The following is a 15680-nucleotide window of genomic DNA, read 5'->3' as shown; positions in this document are numbered from 1 at the left end:
GTACATTTCCGATATGTTCAGATTATATCTAGTTAATTTTTGAGCTAAAATCTCTATTTTTAATGCCTGAAGTCCACCTTTTGTAAAAAGCGAAAATTTAAATAATACGATATTCAGTTTTAAAAAATCTATTGAGTAGATAAATTACCGACCAATATATGATAGAGATTCTGCAGTCTTTACGCTTAACGTTATTAAATACTGGCTATGCCAACCTTAATAGTTCTTGGGATTTCGAAAACGTAATTAGCCCGTTTACGCGTATGTACTATATCACTAAAGGGAGTGCAAAAGTGTACCATAACAATCAAGTATTTACTTTAAAACCAGGCTATATGTACTTGATACCAAGTTATTGTTATGCAAAATACTCATGTGACAACTACCATGAACAATTTTACATAAGCTTCATACAAGAAGTAAACAATGGCGTATCTATCTACAGTCTAAAAGATTTTAATTATGAAATTGAAGCAGATGAAAACGACAAAAAATATTTTGAACGATTACTTGCTTTAAACAGTAATCGAGAAATTATAAATAGTGATCCTAAAACATATGATAACAAACCCACTCTACAAGATTTCATTAAGCAGAATGAAGTATTGAGTACAAAAGACTTTTTAGAAACCCAAGGTTTACTCACCATACTCTTCTCAAAATTTGTAACCAGTTACAAACTGCAGAATAATATACAGATTGCCGATTATGGAATGCAAAAAATATTGAACTACATAAATAAAAATTTACATTTACCCATTACAGTAGTTGAACTAGCTGCAATCTGCAATTATAGTCCGGATCATTTTTCAAAACTTTTTAAAGAACTATATGGTTCTGGACCTAGTAAATATATTCAAGAAAAAAGAATAGAGCGTTCACAATTACTACTTCTTACAACCAATGATTCTTTAAACGAAATAGCTGAAAAAGTAGGTTTAAACAATATCTCTTATTTCTCAAGATTATTTAAAAAATATACAGGTAAAACACCTGCCTTTTTCAGAAAAGAACAGGTGAATATATAATTAGATAGTTTAGAACTTACGCGCTTTTCTACCTCGCATTCTGTTAGCTTCTGAATCTTTTAAGAACTTCTCTTTTGTTGGGTTCCATTCTAATGGTCTTCCTAGATTATATGCAATATTGGCAATATTACATACAGTTGCAGATCTATGTCCTGTTTCTACATCACAAATAGGTTGCGTTCTAGTTTTCATAGCATCTAACCAATCTTTTAAGTGATTACCCTCTGTATTATACAGTTTCACTTTTGCATTGGTTAAATCTGTAGACAATAGATTTTCTGGTGTAGTTTCTAAATAAGACCTACTTACATCCATAGTACCTTCAGAACCAATAAAACGTACACCCCATCCCCTGCCAAAATCTTCATGTATCATTTCAACACCATTATCGTAATACATTTTTAATCCTCGTACAGCATTCTTATCTGTTGGAGGTACATACTTAACGGGTCCTGATCTATCCATATCTAAAGCCCATTGAACAATATCGAACATATGAGCCCCCCAATCACAAAGAATACCTCCACCAACCTCTTCATAAAGTCGCCAATCTGGCCAAAAATCGACATCATTACGAGAGGGTGCCAAACGATGATTATAAGCCAACAAAGGCGCTGGTCCGCACCAGTTATTCCAGTTAATTTCAGACGGCATTGTTTCAGCTTTTAAATTATACGGTATTGCCGGGTCACCTACATTAACAAGTACTTGCTTAATATCTCCCAAATAACCGTTTCGAACCAACTCACATGCTTTTCTAAATGAACTCCATGAACGTTGCATACTACCAGTTTGTAAAATTTGACCTGTTTTATTGGTAGTTTTAACTAGCTCAATACCTTCTTCTATATTATGTGTCAAAGGCTTTTCGCAATACACATCTTTACCCGCCTTCATTGCATCAATTGCTTGTATCGCATGCCAATGATCAGGAGTTGCGATTACTACACCATCAATATCATTCCGTTCTAAAAGCTCTTTATAATTTAGGTAAGTTGTTACAGATGTATAATTTGATTGATTTCTCTTCTCAGCATAAATACGTTCTACATGACCTTTAAACCAATCGTTTTTAGTACTCCAAACATCACTGGCAGCAATAATTTGTGCATTTGTATTAGCAGTAAAATTTTTAGCCAATCCTTGACATTGTTTACCTAAACCAATAAAGCCTAAATTAAGTCTATCGCTAGGTGCTGTAAAACCTCTACCAAATACGTGCCTTGGAAGAATTGTAACTGCCCCAACAGCCAAAGTGGTTTTAGTCAAAAAGCCTCTACGAGATAGGGACTGTTTCGAAATTTTATTAGATTTTTTAGAGTTCTTCATTTTATATAAGTATGGTAAATTATGTTTGAATTAAGCTCTATTGAAAAGCGTAAAATTTGTTATGATTAAAACTAGATATTTCATAACTGTACAGGTAATAGATATGAGTAAAAAGATGCCATAAATGATTTTTATGTGCCTTTTTAATCTAAAAAAATCAATAAAAAAGAAATGATAAAATCACAAATGTTAACATCCTGTTAATACATCAAAAAAAGGACTCAACTACAAAAAATAACATATTTTTATGTTATCAAATTTTCAATATTTTAGATAAATATGAATAATATTCTCACAAGTTATCGATTACACATTATCTATATCTCATTAAATTGAATTAATAGCGATATTTAACCTGAATAACACAATCAAACCATATCCAAATTTAAAATACAAAATGGACAAGATGCGAACAACAGTAAACACAATTGCTTTACTAATTCTTTTAATTTTTGCGAGCTGTAAAGAAAATCCAAATGATGATACCCCATGGGTAGCTTTATTTGATGGAGAAACTTTAAATGGTTGGCAAAAGCTTGGTGGAGAGGCCACTTACGCTATAAAAGATGGTACCATAGTTGGCACAACCACACATGGTACACCGAACACCTTTTTATCTACTAAAAAATTATATGATAATTTTATTTTAGAATTGGATTACAAGGTTGATTCTTCCATGAATTCAGGTATCCAAATTCGAAGTAATAGTATACCTAATTATCAAAATGGCAGAGTACATGGGTATCAAGTGGAAATAGACCCATCTGAAAGAGCTTGGAGTGGTGGAATATATGACGAAGGTAGACGTGGATGGTTAAATCCAATGACCAACAATCCTAAGGCACAAAAAGCTTTCAAACAAAACGAATGGAACAATTACCGCATAGAAGCTATTGGCGATACTATAAAAACATGGGTAAATGATGTTCCCGCCGCATACCTTATAGATGATAAAACTGCTAAAGGATTTATTAGTTTACAGGTTCATAGTATTTCTAAAGATCAAAAAGCCGGAACCGACATTATTTGGAAAAATATCAACATCATTACAGATAGTGTTTCTAAATATTCGAGAACATCACCACTTACCCCAATTGTCATTAAAAATCATTTATCAATTGATGAGAAAAAAGATGGTTGGGAATTACTTTGGGACGGGAAGACAACAAATGGATGGAAAGGTGCCAAATTGGAAGAGTTTCCTGATAAAGGATGGATAATTGAAGACGGAGTTTTAAGTGTGCTTTCGTCGGGTGGAGCAGAATCTACAGCTGGTGGAGATATTGTAACCAAAGAACATTATGGAGATTTTGAATTAAAAGTAGATTTCAAATTAACACCTGGTGCAAATAGTGGTATTAAATATTATGTTGATACAAATATCAACAAAGGCGAAGGCTCTTCTATAGGTTTAGAATATCAAATTTTAGATGACAACCTTCACCCCGATGCAAAACTTGGTAATCATGAAGGCAGTAGAACCGTTAGTTCGTTATATGATTTAATAGAGGCAAATGTCAATAAACCAATTCAACCAATTGGAGAGTGGAACACTGCTCACATAATTTCTAAAAACAATCATGTTGAGCATTGGCTAAACGGCACAAAAGTGCTCGAATACGAAAGAAAGAGTGATAGGTACAGAAAACTAGTAGCCGAAAGTAAATATGCAAAATGGCCAAATTTTGGAGAATTGGACAAAGGTCAAATTTTACTTCAAGACCACGGCGACCTTGTATCCTTCAAAAATGTAAAAATTCGTTCTATCAACAACACTAAAGAATAACTATCATGAGTTCAAACAGAAGAAATTTTATTAAGAAAACTGCCCTTGGTGCCGTAGGTGCAACGTTCGCTAGCTCTAGCGCAAATGCAATGACGGCTAAAAGTTATTCTAAAATAATTGGTGCAAACGATAGAATTCATGTTGCAATTCAAGGTTTAGGAAGAAGATACCCTGCATACATACCAGCTATAGCTCACAAGAAAAACAATGTAGAGCTAACGTATCTATGTGATGTAATGAAAAGTCAACGCGATAAAGCTTTAATTGAAGTAAGTGATAAATTAAGTAACAAACCAAAATTAGAGAATGACATACGTAAAATTTTAGATGATAAAGAGGTAGATGCCATTTTCATGGCTACCCCAGATCATTGGCATGCACCAGGTGCATGTATGGCAATGCAAGCTGGCAAGCATGTATATTTAGAGAAACCATGCAGTCATAATCCGCGTGAAGGCGAATTGGTAGTTGCCTATCAAAGGAAATTCAATAAAGTGGTTCAAATGGGTAATCAACAACGCTCAGCATTAGAATCAAAAGAAATTATAAAAGAAATTCACGATGGTATTATTGGCGATGTGTATAAAGCAACTGCATTTTACATTAGTGGAAGAGGTCGTGTACCTCACCAAACAAAAACCAACCCACCAGAAGGTCTAGATTGGGACCTTTTTCAAGGTCCGGCTCCAAGACGCGAGTACACAGATAATACTTGGGACTATAATTGGCATTGGTACGGGTGGGATTATGGTACCGCAGAAATGGGTAATAATGCAACCCATGAATTAGATATTGCCCGCTGGGCATTAGGCGTTACCTACCCTGAACATGTATCTGTAGATGCGGGAAAACACCATTACAAAGATGATGGTTGGGAAATGTACGATACCATGGAGGCTACTTTTAAGTTTGCTGGGAATAAAACCATAAAATGGGATGGTAATAGTAGAACAGGCTATCACAAATATGGAAATAAATATGGTAGAGGTACCATAGTTTCTGGATCTGAGGGTACAGCTTACATAGATCGTGGCGGTTATAAGTTATATGATCAAAAAGGAGGCTTAATCAAAGAAAACTTATCATCTGGCAAAGAAGCTGGCACTGCACTTGGCGGTGGTGGTGATATGTCTACATTGCATACCGTTAACTTTTTTGATGCTATAAGAGGAAAAGCTGCATTAACTTCTCCAATTGACGAGGGTTCAATTAGCCAAATGTTAACCCATTATGCTAATATTGCATCTAGAATAGATGACTCTTTTGAAATAGATGAAACTACTGGACGTATATTTAATAGAGAAGCCATGAAATTATGGTCAAGAACATATGAACCAGGGTGGGAAATAAAAGATATTTAATTCCGCATCATATCTTAAAAATTTACCTTTAATGGAACAAACATGGCGTTGGTACGGTCCAAATGACCCCGTATCATTATCAGATATTAGACAAGCAGGTGCAACAGGTGTAGTTAGTGCTTTGCATCATATTCCTAATGGCGTAGTATGGTCGGTAGAAGAAATTATTGAGCGTAAGAATATAATAGAAGCCGCTGGCTTAACATGGTCTGTTGTAGAGAGCGTTCCCATACATGAACAAATAAAAACCCAAAAAGGGGATTATAAAGTTTATTATGAGAACTATAAACAAACCATTGCTAACCTAGGTCAATGTGGTATAGATACGGTCTGTTACAACTTCATGCCTGTATTAGATTGGACACGGACCAATCTAGATTATGAAGTAGAAGATGGCTCTACCTCACTACGTTTTGAAGCTGCTGCTTTCGCGGCCTTTGAATTATTTCTATTGAAAAGACCAGGATCTGAAGATACCTACTCAAAAGCCCAAAAAACTGCCGCTAAAGAATACTTAAAGTCGCTTTCTGAAGACGATAAAACCAAATTAATCAGCAATATTATAGCTGGTCTACCTGGTGCAGAAGAAGGATATTCTCTAGAAGAGTTCAATACAATTTTAGCTACCTATGACGCTATTGGACCAAAAGAACTTAAGGATAATTTATTCGATTTTTTATCTAATATTATTCCAGTAGCTGAAAAGGCGGGTGTGCGTATGTGTATTCATCCTGATGATCCACCATTTCCAATTTTAGGACTTCCAAGAGTTGTAAGTACAGAGCAAGATATCATTGACCTTTACAATGCTGTAGATAGTCCAAACAACGGACTTACATTTTGTACAGGTTCATTTGGTGTTAGACCAGATAATGATTTACCCGGAATGATAGAGCGCTTAGGTGATCGCATTCATTTTATTCATTTACGTAGTACACAGCGTGATGCTCATGGTAATTTTCATGAAGCAAATCATTTAGAAGGAGATGTAGATATGTTTTTGGTTATGCAGGCATTGATAAAAGAACAAGAAAAGAGAAAAGCCTCTGGCAGAACAGATACTAGAATGCCATTACGCCCAGACCACGGCCATAAAATGTTAGATGATTTAAGAAAGAAAACAAACCCAGGTTACTCTGGCATAGGTAGACTAAGAGGTTTGGCTGAGCTAAGAGGTCTAGAAATGGGCATTAGAAAAAGTATGAAATAGCTTGGTAATTATTTATCAAGTGCTTGAAGTTCTTTCTCTGTAAATTCCATACCAGAGAAAGACTTTACATTTCTTAGTTTCTGTATACGTGTGGTGCTCAATCTTTTTGGTTTATCAGAAAAAGCGTTGGTTACATATGATATAATATTGGCAATGTCTTTATCGGTAATATTGTCATTTCTTATAAGACCGGGCATTGCCAAGTTTATATTATAAAGCTCACCATTAACGTGTACAGGTCCTTCAAGACCATGTAATATTATAAGAGCCAATCTCTCTGTGTTTTTCACATGCTCAGAGTTCATTAAAGGAGGTGCCAAACCTTCTATGCCCTTTCCTCCGGCTCCATGACAAGATGCACAAATTTGAAAAAACATTCTTGCACCACTAGTGCGGGTATCTTCTGTAGTTTTTTCTTTAGTGAAAATGGCGTTCATCTTACCTGCATTCTTATCTGAAATAGTTCTTGCCAACTTGTTTACAAACGGCGTATGCTTTAAACTATCCATGATAACGGTATTGTTATAGACCTCTGTATCTACAGCAGACAAACCACCAATTACCGCATCTGCTAAAGTGTTATTGTCCGGTTTTCTTGTTAAGGTTTTCATCATAACAGGTGTGAATTTACTTTCATCTAAATACATCCAAGTTCCTAACCCATTCCCTAAGTACAGGTCTAATTCAATTTCGTTACGTTCTATCACATTATTAAATAAAACTAGCGCCTTTTCTATATGCGCTGTGGATGCAAAATCCTTTAATAGGACCAAGCCATGGGAAGCTACTTGACTATTACTCTTATCTATTATGGTTGTCAAGAAATCAAACGATAAAGCGTTCAACCCCTCCAGCACATATAATGCGTGTATTTGGCTCCACTGATTTTTAGAATTAAGTGCTACTTCTTTTACTTCATCAATTACATCTTTAACTTCTTTAAAAATTAGAAAATGCTGTGCACGGTCTCGAATCCAACCATTATCGTTAGATAGTAATTTCACCAATTCACTTCCGTTCAAGGCATTAAAGTCAGGTAATTTATCAGCTGTAGAATTCTCGTGAGCAACTTTTAGTATCCTTCCAAAGTTTATAATAGTGTCCAATTCCTTGGCCTTTGCCTTATCTCTTAGATACGGACTCATGTACGCATGATGACCTATCATCCCTCTATGCATATCCACTATATACATACTACCTTCTGGACCATTTTTTAAACTTACAGGTCTAAAACCTTCATCGGTAGAAGTTATAAATTCCTTTTCTTGCCAAGCTTGTTTTGCAATAACAGAATCTCCCGTAAAAGTCAATAGTGCTCGCTTTACTAAATTACCTTCTGGTATACAGATAAAAACATTTTCGTCATAAGATTCTGTAAACTCACCTCCCCTATACACTAAAGGACTGCATGCAGCGGTTGCATTCACTAAAATGCTATCAGCATTTAAAACACCTTTTGCATACCCCCTATTAACCGAACCGGCAAATACAGGATATACCCTTTGATCATTAGTCAGAAGCTTATCTAAACTAGATTTTGGCGTAAAAAATTTATTATTGATAAATGTATTTGGCAGAGCATAATCCCCAAGTAGTATTCTAGAATTATCATTGTAATATAACCTCCCAAAATTATCATGGGTAATTCCCCACTGGCCCCTAAAAGTGGTGGGTTCTTTTTCCCATTTCCCAGCTTTTCTTCTATATCTAAAATTAGATTTCGCATTATAAATCCAATTATCAATATTTAATTCTAGTCCGTTTGGTTGATGCTCTGGATTTCCAGCAACAGCATAGATAGAATCTACCATCACCCTATTTACGGGCTTATCATCCTTAATATCAACAAACCATAAATATGGTGGTTCTGCATATAACAATCCGCCATAGACATGTACCAATGCACGGGGCATCACTAGGCTATCCATAAAAACTTTTGAATGATCAGCAATACCGTCATTATCCAAATCTTCCAAAATAACAATACTACCAGAAGGGTCTTCTTCACCAGACCCTTGTAAATCATTCATATAACCCGGCATCTGTGCTACCCATATTCGACCTTTTGCATCAAAACCTATAGCTACCGGCGCTTTTAAAAGGGGCTCTGCGGCTATCACTTCTAAATTAAATCCGTCTTCAATTTTATAAGAATCTAAAGCAATTATAGTTTCATTAAACTTAGATTGACAAGAAAATAATAGTGATGAAATAATTAGTAAGAATAAAAATGATATGCGCATGAAACTATATATGATTATAACTTAAATATTAATTTATTTATTTGATAATAGGAATTATAAATTTCATCCCAATCTCCAATTGCAAATCAGAAAGTTGAGCCAAGTAACTATTTATTTCAAATAATCGATACACTCATAATACTGCAAATCATCACAAAATATAAGTGTAATCGATTGCAAAAAAGGGTCGCAGTTCTATTATATAAATACTATTTAAACACCAGAAAAAGAACTGAATCCGCCATCAACATCAAAGATACTTCCAGTAACGAAACTTGAGGCATCACTAAGTAGATAGTGAACCATACCATTAAGCTCAGAAGCATCGCCAAAACGTCCCATTGGAGTATTTTTAATAATACTATTACCTCTTTCTGTAAATGATCCATCTTCATTAGTAAGCAATCTTCTATTCTGATTACCAATAAAAAACCCCGGAGCTACGGCGTTTACTCTAATTTTATCACCATGCTTAGACGCTAGTTCATTGGCCATCCATTTCGTAAAAATATCTACTGCAGCTTTAGCCATAGAATAACCTAGAACTCTGGAAATAGTTTGCTTAGCCGCCATAGATGAAATATTAACAATAGATCCATAACCCTGTTCTACCATTAATTCACTTAAAATAACAGTTGGTGTAACCGTTCCGAATAAATTAATATCAACAACCTGTTTAGTATCGCCCATTTCAATATCCCTAATGGTCTGATCTGGTTTTAAAGTTGCACCAGGTATATTTCCTCCAGCAAGATTCACTAACCCGTCTAAGTGGTTAAAATCCTTTTTAATTTTGTTTTTTAAGTTGATAAGATCACTCTCATTCATTACATCTACTTTAAAAATAAATGCACTATCAGCAACAAGTTTATTTAGCTCAGTTTGCTTCTCTTTTAATTTATCTTCTGACCTTCCTAACAAGAGAACCTTTGCTCCATTTTGTACCAAATATTGAGCAATTGAACCACCCAAGGTTCCTGTTCCCCCAGATAGGGCATAATTTTTATCTTTTAACGATAACAATTCGTTCATATTAATTCTGTTTTATCAATATTGAGTAAGATTCAGTACTACTAAAATGAGGACTAAATCAACCAATTTGTTTTGTACTGGCAAGTTAATAGAATTCTTAAAATGATACATAATGTTCTGCCTATTATAACTAGATACAAGATGATTATTAACAGAATTGTCGCTAAAATAGAAATGATAAAAAATTTATAGCATTCTTTTCGTTTATGAACTTCAAAGTCAATTATCTGATTGAAAGACAACACATATCCCTCTAAAATTACGGGTATCGTAAAACTTATAGCTAAATAGTTATTTCTAATAGTATTCAGGTATAATTTTATTTCTCCCCAGTAACTTTGCAAAGACAATTTTGGACAATGAAGAAGGCAATATTATTTATGATTATTAGTACGTTTTCATTTAGTTTAATGAACTCGTTTATAAAATATCTAGCACATATTCCCACGTTTGAAATTGTATTCTTCAGAACCATAGGATCCCTGATTTTAGGAACTACCTACATACTAATAAAGGGTATACCCATATTAGGCAATAACCGAAGGTTTATGATATTTAGGGCTCTTGCAGGTTTAACCGCCATGAGTTTATTTTTTATGTCCCTAAAGTATTTACCTGTTGGTACGGCTGTATCACTTAGATATCTCGCTCCTATTTATGCCGCTGTGTTTGCTGTTTTTTTACTTAAAGAAAGATTAAAACCTATTCAATGGTTTCTATTTTTATTCGCATTTGCCGGCGTTTTAGTCTTAAAAGGGTTTGATAATAATATAAATACCACTGGTCTACTATTAGTATTGGCAGCATCTGTTTTCAGCGGATTGGTATATGTATTGATTAGAAAAATTGGGAACGGTGATCACCCTCTAGTAATCGTAAATTACTTTATGTTTATAGGTGCTGTAATAGGAGGTGTTTTAAGTATTAAAGATTGGGTGCCCCCTATGGGTATTGATTGGTTATTATTATCAAGCCTAGGAATATTCGGTTTTTTCGGTCAGGTGTTTATGACTAAAGCTTTTCAGATTGCGAAGACCAACTTGGTTGCACCTTTAAAATATATTGAAGTCATATTCACCATATCTGTGGGTATTTTTTGGTTCGGAGATATATACTCGCCTTGGAGTCTATTAGGCATTGTTATGATTGTAGCAGCGTTAATAGCTAATGTTATTGTTGGAAAGAGATAACAGTATTAAAAATTAGGTATAAAAAAAGCTGCCAATTACAATGAATTGACAGCCTATAGTTATGGTCAGAAATTTCAATTACTTACTGGCAGTCTCTTGCTCTGCCAAACTATTGTTTACATCTTTCAACGAATTAACAATAACCGTATTAACCTCACCCTCAATTTCATCAGAATAATTAAAGTAATAAATAGCAGTAAAAATTAGTGCAAATACAATAAGAAAATTTGCAACCATCTTTGAATCTAAAAAGTTCTCGTTATTATCCATAGCTTCTAGGTTTTAATATTCCATGAATATAGAACTAATGTAATTAATTAACAAATTTTTAAGAAATGGAAATTAGAGATAAAGTGCTTTCTATAAATGATTTAGATTAAAACATACTCACCTAATTTCAAATATTAACTTATAATTAACTGATTAACATATGTTTAACTTCGTATTGAGCTAAATTTTATGGCTATTAGGATAAGAAATACGCCAAGCTAATTATACTTTTGTTATATAATATAATTTCAATAACATATAAAATTTAGAACAAATGAAAATTTTAAAATCAATAACATTCGCAACCTTATTATTCTTAGCTGTTGGCGTAAATGCACAAAGCACTAAAGACCAGAAAATAATAAAAGATTCAGAAAAAGCGAAAGAAAAATTAATGACTATGGAAGTTGGTTTAGACCAATTTTTTACCAACTCTGCCGGGTATGTAATATTCCCAAATGTGGGTAAAGGCGGATTCATCATTGGTGGTGCATCAGGTAATGGTGTGGTATATGAAAATGGTACTATGGTGGGTATGGCTGATTTGAAAAAATTAAGTGTAGGTCTACAGGCAGGAGGTCAAGCAATCACCGAAGTGATATTTTTTGAAACAGCTGATGATTTGGCTGAATTTAAAGACGGAGATTTTGAATTTTCTGCAGAAGCTTCTGCAGTTGCATTGAAATCTGGTGTTTCTGTAAATGCTAAATATAGAGATGGTGTAGCCGTTTTTGCTTTACCAAAAGCAGGATTAATGGCAGTTGCATCTGTTGGCGGACAAAAATTTGATTACAAGCCAATGATGAAATAATTTATCTCTTTTTAAGAGAAAAAAAAGCCACCCAATGGGTGGCTTTTTTTAGTTTTTCATTTATCCATTTGCGGTAAAACCTGGATAGCAGGTCATACCGCCATCTACAAAAATAGTGGTTCCATTTATATATTCAGACTCATCAGATGCTAACCAACTAGCCACACTACCAATATCGTCTGGCACACCAATCTGTTTGTATGGTATTAATTTTAACATACCATCTCTACCTTCTTGAGTACTCCACACATCTTTATTTATATCTGTTTTTATTGCTCCCGGAGCTATTGAATTACATCTTACTTTATCTGGACCGTATTCTTGACAAATGGTTTGCATCAACATTACCAATCCGCCTTTAGAAGCTGCATAATTTGCATGACCCGCCCACGGAATTACCTCATGAACCGAGCTCATATGAATTATTTTACCAAGAGATTTCGAAATCTCTGGTCTCATTCCTCTTCGCTTAAATTCTATAATAGCTTCTTTAGCACAAAGAAACTGACCTGTAAGATTTACATCTATCACTCTTTGCCAATCTTTCAATGGCATCTCATGAAGTGAATGATCCAACTGCAAACCTGCATTGGCTACACAAACATCTACAGTACCAAATTCAGCAATAGTTTTCTTGAACATGTTCTTAACCTCATCTTCTTTACTGACATCGCATTTAACGACTATTGCACTACCGCAATTAGAATTTGTACTGATCCAATGTGCGACTTCTTCAGCTTCTTCTTTACTACTGTGGTAATTAACAACAATATTGGCTCCTTCCATACCCATTGCTTTTGCAACAGCTTCGCCGATACCATCACTAGAGCCCGTAACTATGCACGTTTGCCCTTCTAATCTTTTATTTGGTTTTTGCATGATGTTTTATTTTATATGGATAAAAATATCCTGTTATCATGATTTTAATTATCTCAATAACCAAAATTACTAGCACAACATATCCATGTAAAAATTACAACTTACAAATTGAAAATATGATGGAAATAAAAGGATTATCTCCCTAAAAGATAATCATAACATTAATACAATAATCCTATAAATATATAGACTAACGAATCTACCTTATTGAAACTACTCTTCCTTTTTCCTACTCAACTAACTATTTTGTAGAAAATTTAAAAGTTGTTTTTGTGATATACTTTTTCCCCGGTTCTAACGTAGTACTTGGAAATTGTGGTTGATTTGGCGAATCGGGGTAATGTTGTGTCTCAAAACATAATCCGCTTCTTTTTGCATAGGTACCACCACCTGGCACAGGTAAAGTTCCGTCTAAAAAGTTACCAGTATATAATTGCATACCAGGTTGATCGGTAAAAACTTCCATTAAGCGCCCAGACTTTGAATGATATGCTTTTGCTACTAAACGATATCCCTTTTCTTGACTATTAAGTACCCAACAATGATCGTAACCACTTCCTAATTTAATTTGTTCATTATCCGCATTGATTGCATTACCTACTAACCTAGCCTTTCTAAAATCGAAAGGAGTGTCTTGTACAGAAGCTAACTCACCTAAGGGTATAAGTTTTGGGTCAACCGGCACAAATTTATCTGCGTCAATGGCTACTTCATGATCTAAAATTAATTCAGAAAAATTTCCTGATAAATTAAAATAAGAATGTTGCGTTAAATTGACAATTGTAGTTTTATCTGTTGTGGCTTCGTACAAAACATCTAAGCTATTGTCTTTATGTAAGGTATAGGTAACGTTTGTTTTTAAATTTCCTGGAAAACCCTCTTCCATATCTTCACTTAGGTAGCTTAATTTTAAAGAGACAAACGAATCTGTTTCTTTTACCTCCTCAACTTGCCAAACAACCTTATCAAAACCCTTTAGTCCTCCATGCAAAGAATTATCTCCATTGTTCTTTTCCAAAGTATAAGCTACACCTTCTAAACTAAATTTTCCTTTTGCAATTCTATTTCCATAACGACCTACCAAAGCTCCGAAAAAAGGGTTCTCTTTTTCATACTGTTCCAGGTTATCAAAACCTAATACAACATTTTCCATTCTTCCTTCTGAGTCAGGAGCCATTATTTTTGTTATTATACCTCCATAAGTGATAATATTCACTTCTATTCCACCTACATTACGTAAACTAAATTCTGATACATAGTTGTTATCTATAGTACTACCGTAAACGTTTTTATCGATTTGCATCATACTTTCCTTTTCTCTGATGATTTTCTTTTTAATATTCTCATTACAAGCAAAACAAACTGTCAAAACAATATAAATCCCTATCAAAAGAGCAGTCTGCTTTTCTAATCTCATACTATTAGTGCTTAGTAACAAATTAAATGTATAGATAAACTTTATTTTTACCTAACCACATTTAATTCTAAACGATGAATTATAAACTGTCTATTCAAAATATTATAAATAATTTGAAAGTCATTATACGCTACTTAAACTAAATTAACGCTATAGAAGCTATACCAAAAGTTTGCTCCGCTCTGTAATTCTCACTTACTAACGTTATATCACAAAAGAAATCTATTTAGTTTTCATTTTACAAAATACCCCTGTAAACTCATTAACATATTTAATAATAGGCAACTATAGAAAAAAAATGCTCAAACCTTTTCGTAATTAAAAGGGTTTTATTTGATTCAATCTTATTAATTTAGGCTCGCAAAAATTAAGGAATGGTTTTGAATAATTATTGCAAAGAAGACAAAGTCTTACTTGCTGTAGATTGTATTATATTCGGATTTTATCAAGAAGAATTAAAAATATTACTTGTACAAAGAGACTTTGAACCAGCCAAAGGCGAATTGTCACTAATAGGTGGTTTTCTTAAAAAAGAGGAAAATTTAGATGTTGCAGCAACAAGAATTCTTAGTCATTTAACAGGACTGAACAACATTTACATGGAACAGGTTCATTCCTATTCTAAATTAGACCGTGATCCGGAAGAAAGAACCATATCAGTATCATATTTTGCGCTAATTGATATAGCCCATCATTGTAAAGATCTTTTAAAGCAAAACCCAATTAAATGGTTTGATCTTAAAGATTGTCCTGAATTAATTTTTGACCATAATGACATGGTACAAGATGCTCTTAAATCTCTTCGAAATAGAGTTGGCAATAAACCCATCGGATTTGAGCTTTTACCAGAAAAATTTACCATGCGCCAACTTCAAAAACTTTATGAAGCGATTTTAGATACCGAATTGGACAAAAGAAATTTTATCAACAAATTCAACTCTTTTGACCTATTGACTAAATTGAAAGAAAAAGATATGAGTTCATCTAAAAAAGGTGCCTTTCTATTTGAATTCGATGAAGATAAATACCAAAAAAAGGTAGAAGAAGGTTTTAGTTTCAAAATTTAACTCCCATTTATATTTAAGCAACTTGCAGAAACAATTTATGGTTCAATAATCGTAAAT

The 15680-nt window shown here is 33.8% G+C and carries 13 protein-coding genes; 7 read left to right on the top strand and 6 right to left on the bottom strand.

Annotated features, from left to right (window positions below; genetic code table 11):
• Positions 1–158: 158 nt before the first annotated feature.
• Positions 159–1028 (top strand): AraC family transcriptional regulator, encoded by an 870-nt coding sequence (locus tag BUC31_RS08185; RefSeq protein WP_073242923.1) that lies wholly within the window; start codon positions 159–161, stop codon positions 1026–1028.
• Positions 1029–1037: 9 nt separating this feature from the next.
• Here BUC31_RS08185 and BUC31_RS08180 read toward each other — a convergent pair whose 3' ends face one another.
• Positions 1038–2357: a Gfo/Idh/MocA family protein gene (locus tag BUC31_RS08180; RefSeq protein WP_073242921.1), complete on the bottom strand. Its 1320-nt coding sequence runs from the start codon at positions 2355–2357 to the stop codon at positions 1038–1040.
• A 406-nt stretch (positions 2358–2763) separates the two neighbouring features.
• On the opposite strand from BUC31_RS08180, the gene BUC31_RS08175 reads away from it, so the two are divergent.
• The 3 genes from BUC31_RS08175 to uxuA are packed head-to-tail and all read left to right on the top strand — an operon-like array spanning position 2764 to position 6714.
• Entirely contained in the window at positions 2764–4143 is a 1380-nt protein-coding gene (locus BUC31_RS08175; protein ID WP_073242919.1) for a 3-keto-disaccharide hydrolase, read from the top strand.
• A gap of 5 nt (positions 4144–4148) precedes the next feature.
• Complete coding sequence (locus BUC31_RS08170) at positions 4149–5504, top strand: Gfo/Idh/MocA family protein (RefSeq protein ID WP_073242917.1); 1356 nt, start codon at positions 4149–4151, stop codon at positions 5502–5504.
• Positions 5505–5535: 31 nt separating this feature from the next.
• Positions 5536–6714, top strand: coding sequence for a mannonate dehydratase (gene uxuA, locus BUC31_RS08165; protein ID WP_073242915.1), 1179 nt, complete (start codon positions 5536–5538; stop codon positions 6712–6714).
• 8 nt (positions 6715–6722) lie between these two features.
• On the opposite strand, the gene BUC31_RS08160 is transcribed toward uxuA, so the two are convergent.
• On the bottom strand, positions 6723–8957 hold the full coding sequence (locus BUC31_RS08160) for a DUF7133 domain-containing protein (protein WP_073242913.1): 2235 nt from the start codon (positions 8955–8957) through the stop codon (positions 6723–6725).
• Between the two features lie 213 nt (positions 8958–9170).
• Positions 9171–9989 (bottom strand): SDR family oxidoreductase, encoded by an 819-nt coding sequence (locus BUC31_RS08155; protein WP_073242911.1) that lies wholly within the window; start codon positions 9987–9989, stop codon positions 9171–9173.
• A 359-nt stretch (positions 9990–10348) separates the two neighbouring features.
• Between BUC31_RS08155 and BUC31_RS08150 the strand changes: the two genes are divergently transcribed.
• The gene (locus BUC31_RS08150; protein WP_073242909.1) at positions 10349–11179 is read left to right on the top strand and encodes a DMT family transporter; all 831 of its coding nucleotides are present in this window, start codon (positions 10349–10351) and stop codon (positions 11177–11179) included.
• 78 nt (positions 11180–11257) lie between these two features.
• Here BUC31_RS08150 and BUC31_RS08145 read toward each other — a convergent pair whose 3' ends face one another.
• On the bottom strand, positions 11258–11449 hold the full coding sequence (locus tag BUC31_RS08145) for a hypothetical protein (protein WP_073242907.1): 192 nt from the start codon (positions 11447–11449) through the stop codon (positions 11258–11260).
• 274 nt (positions 11450–11723) lie between these two features.
• Between BUC31_RS08145 and BUC31_RS08140 the strand changes: the two genes are divergently transcribed.
• Positions 11724–12260 (top strand): lipid-binding SYLF domain-containing protein, encoded by a 537-nt coding sequence (locus tag BUC31_RS08140; RefSeq protein WP_073242905.1) that lies wholly within the window; start codon positions 11724–11726, stop codon positions 12258–12260.
• A 60-nt stretch (positions 12261–12320) separates the two neighbouring features.
• Here the strand turns inward: BUC31_RS08140 and BUC31_RS08135 are convergent, their stop codons facing one another.
• A complete protein-coding gene (locus BUC31_RS08135; RefSeq protein WP_073242904.1) occupies positions 12321–13139 on the bottom strand; it encodes an SDR family oxidoreductase in 819 nt (272 codons plus the stop codon).
• Positions 13140–13380: 241 nt separating this feature from the next.
• Complete coding sequence (locus BUC31_RS08130; RefSeq protein WP_073242901.1) at positions 13381–14556, bottom strand: aldose epimerase family protein; 1176 nt, start codon at positions 14554–14556, stop codon at positions 13381–13383.
• A gap of 374 nt (positions 14557–14930) precedes the next feature.
• Here BUC31_RS08130 and BUC31_RS08125 point away from each other — a divergent pair, with 374 nt between their 5' ends.
• Entirely contained in the window at positions 14931–15623 is a 693-nt protein-coding gene (locus tag BUC31_RS08125; protein WP_073242899.1) for an NUDIX hydrolase, read from the top strand.
• Positions 15624–15680: the final 57 nt, after the last annotated feature.

This window comes from Maribacter aquivivus, assembly GCF_900142175.1.
Classification (GTDB): Bacteria; Bacteroidota; Bacteroidia; order Flavobacteriales; family Flavobacteriaceae; genus Maribacter; species Maribacter aquivivus.
Note: the sequence above shows the minus strand (reverse complement) of the source record. Positions and strands in the feature narration are given on the sequence as shown.

Coding starts and splice junctions, on each gene's coding strand:
- BUC31_RS08130 (WP_073242901.1), bottom strand. CDS start 14,556: ATGAGATTAGAAAAGCAGACTGCTCTTTTGATAGGGATTTATATTGTT.
- BUC31_RS08135 (WP_073242904.1), bottom strand. CDS start 13,139: ATGCAAAAACCAAATAAAAGATTAGAAGGGCAAACGTGCATAGTTACG.
- BUC31_RS08175 (WP_073242919.1), top strand. CDS start 2,764: ATGCGAACAACAGTAAACACAATTGCTTTACTAATTCTTTTAATTTTT.
- BUC31_RS08140 (WP_073242905.1), top strand. CDS start 11,724: ATGAAAATTTTAAAATCAATAACATTCGCAACCTTATTATTCTTAGCT.
- BUC31_RS08185 (WP_073242923.1), top strand. CDS start 159: ATGATAGAGATTCTGCAGTCTTTACGCTTAACGTTATTAAATACTGGC.
- uxuA (WP_073242915.1), top strand. CDS start 5,536: ATGGAACAAACATGGCGTTGGTACGGTCCAAATGACCCCGTATCATTA.
- BUC31_RS08145 (WP_073242907.1), bottom strand. CDS start 11,449: ATGGATAATAACGAGAACTTTTTAGATTCAAAGATGGTTGCAAATTTT.
- BUC31_RS08155 (WP_073242911.1), bottom strand. CDS start 9,989: ATGAACGAATTGTTATCGTTAAAAGATAAAAATTATGCCCTATCTGGG.
- BUC31_RS08125 (WP_073242899.1), top strand. CDS start 14,931: ATGGTTTTGAATAATTATTGCAAAGAAGACAAAGTCTTACTTGCTGTA.
- BUC31_RS08150 (WP_073242909.1), top strand. CDS start 10,349: ATGAAGAAGGCAATATTATTTATGATTATTAGTACGTTTTCATTTAGT.
- BUC31_RS08180 (WP_073242921.1), bottom strand. CDS start 2,357: ATGAAGAACTCTAAAAAATCTAATAAAATTTCGAAACAGTCCCTATCT.
- BUC31_RS08170 (WP_073242917.1), top strand. CDS start 4,149: ATGAGTTCAAACAGAAGAAATTTTATTAAGAAAACTGCCCTTGGTGCC.
- BUC31_RS08160 (WP_073242913.1), bottom strand. CDS start 8,957: ATGCGCATATCATTTTTATTCTTACTAATTATTTCATCACTATTATTT.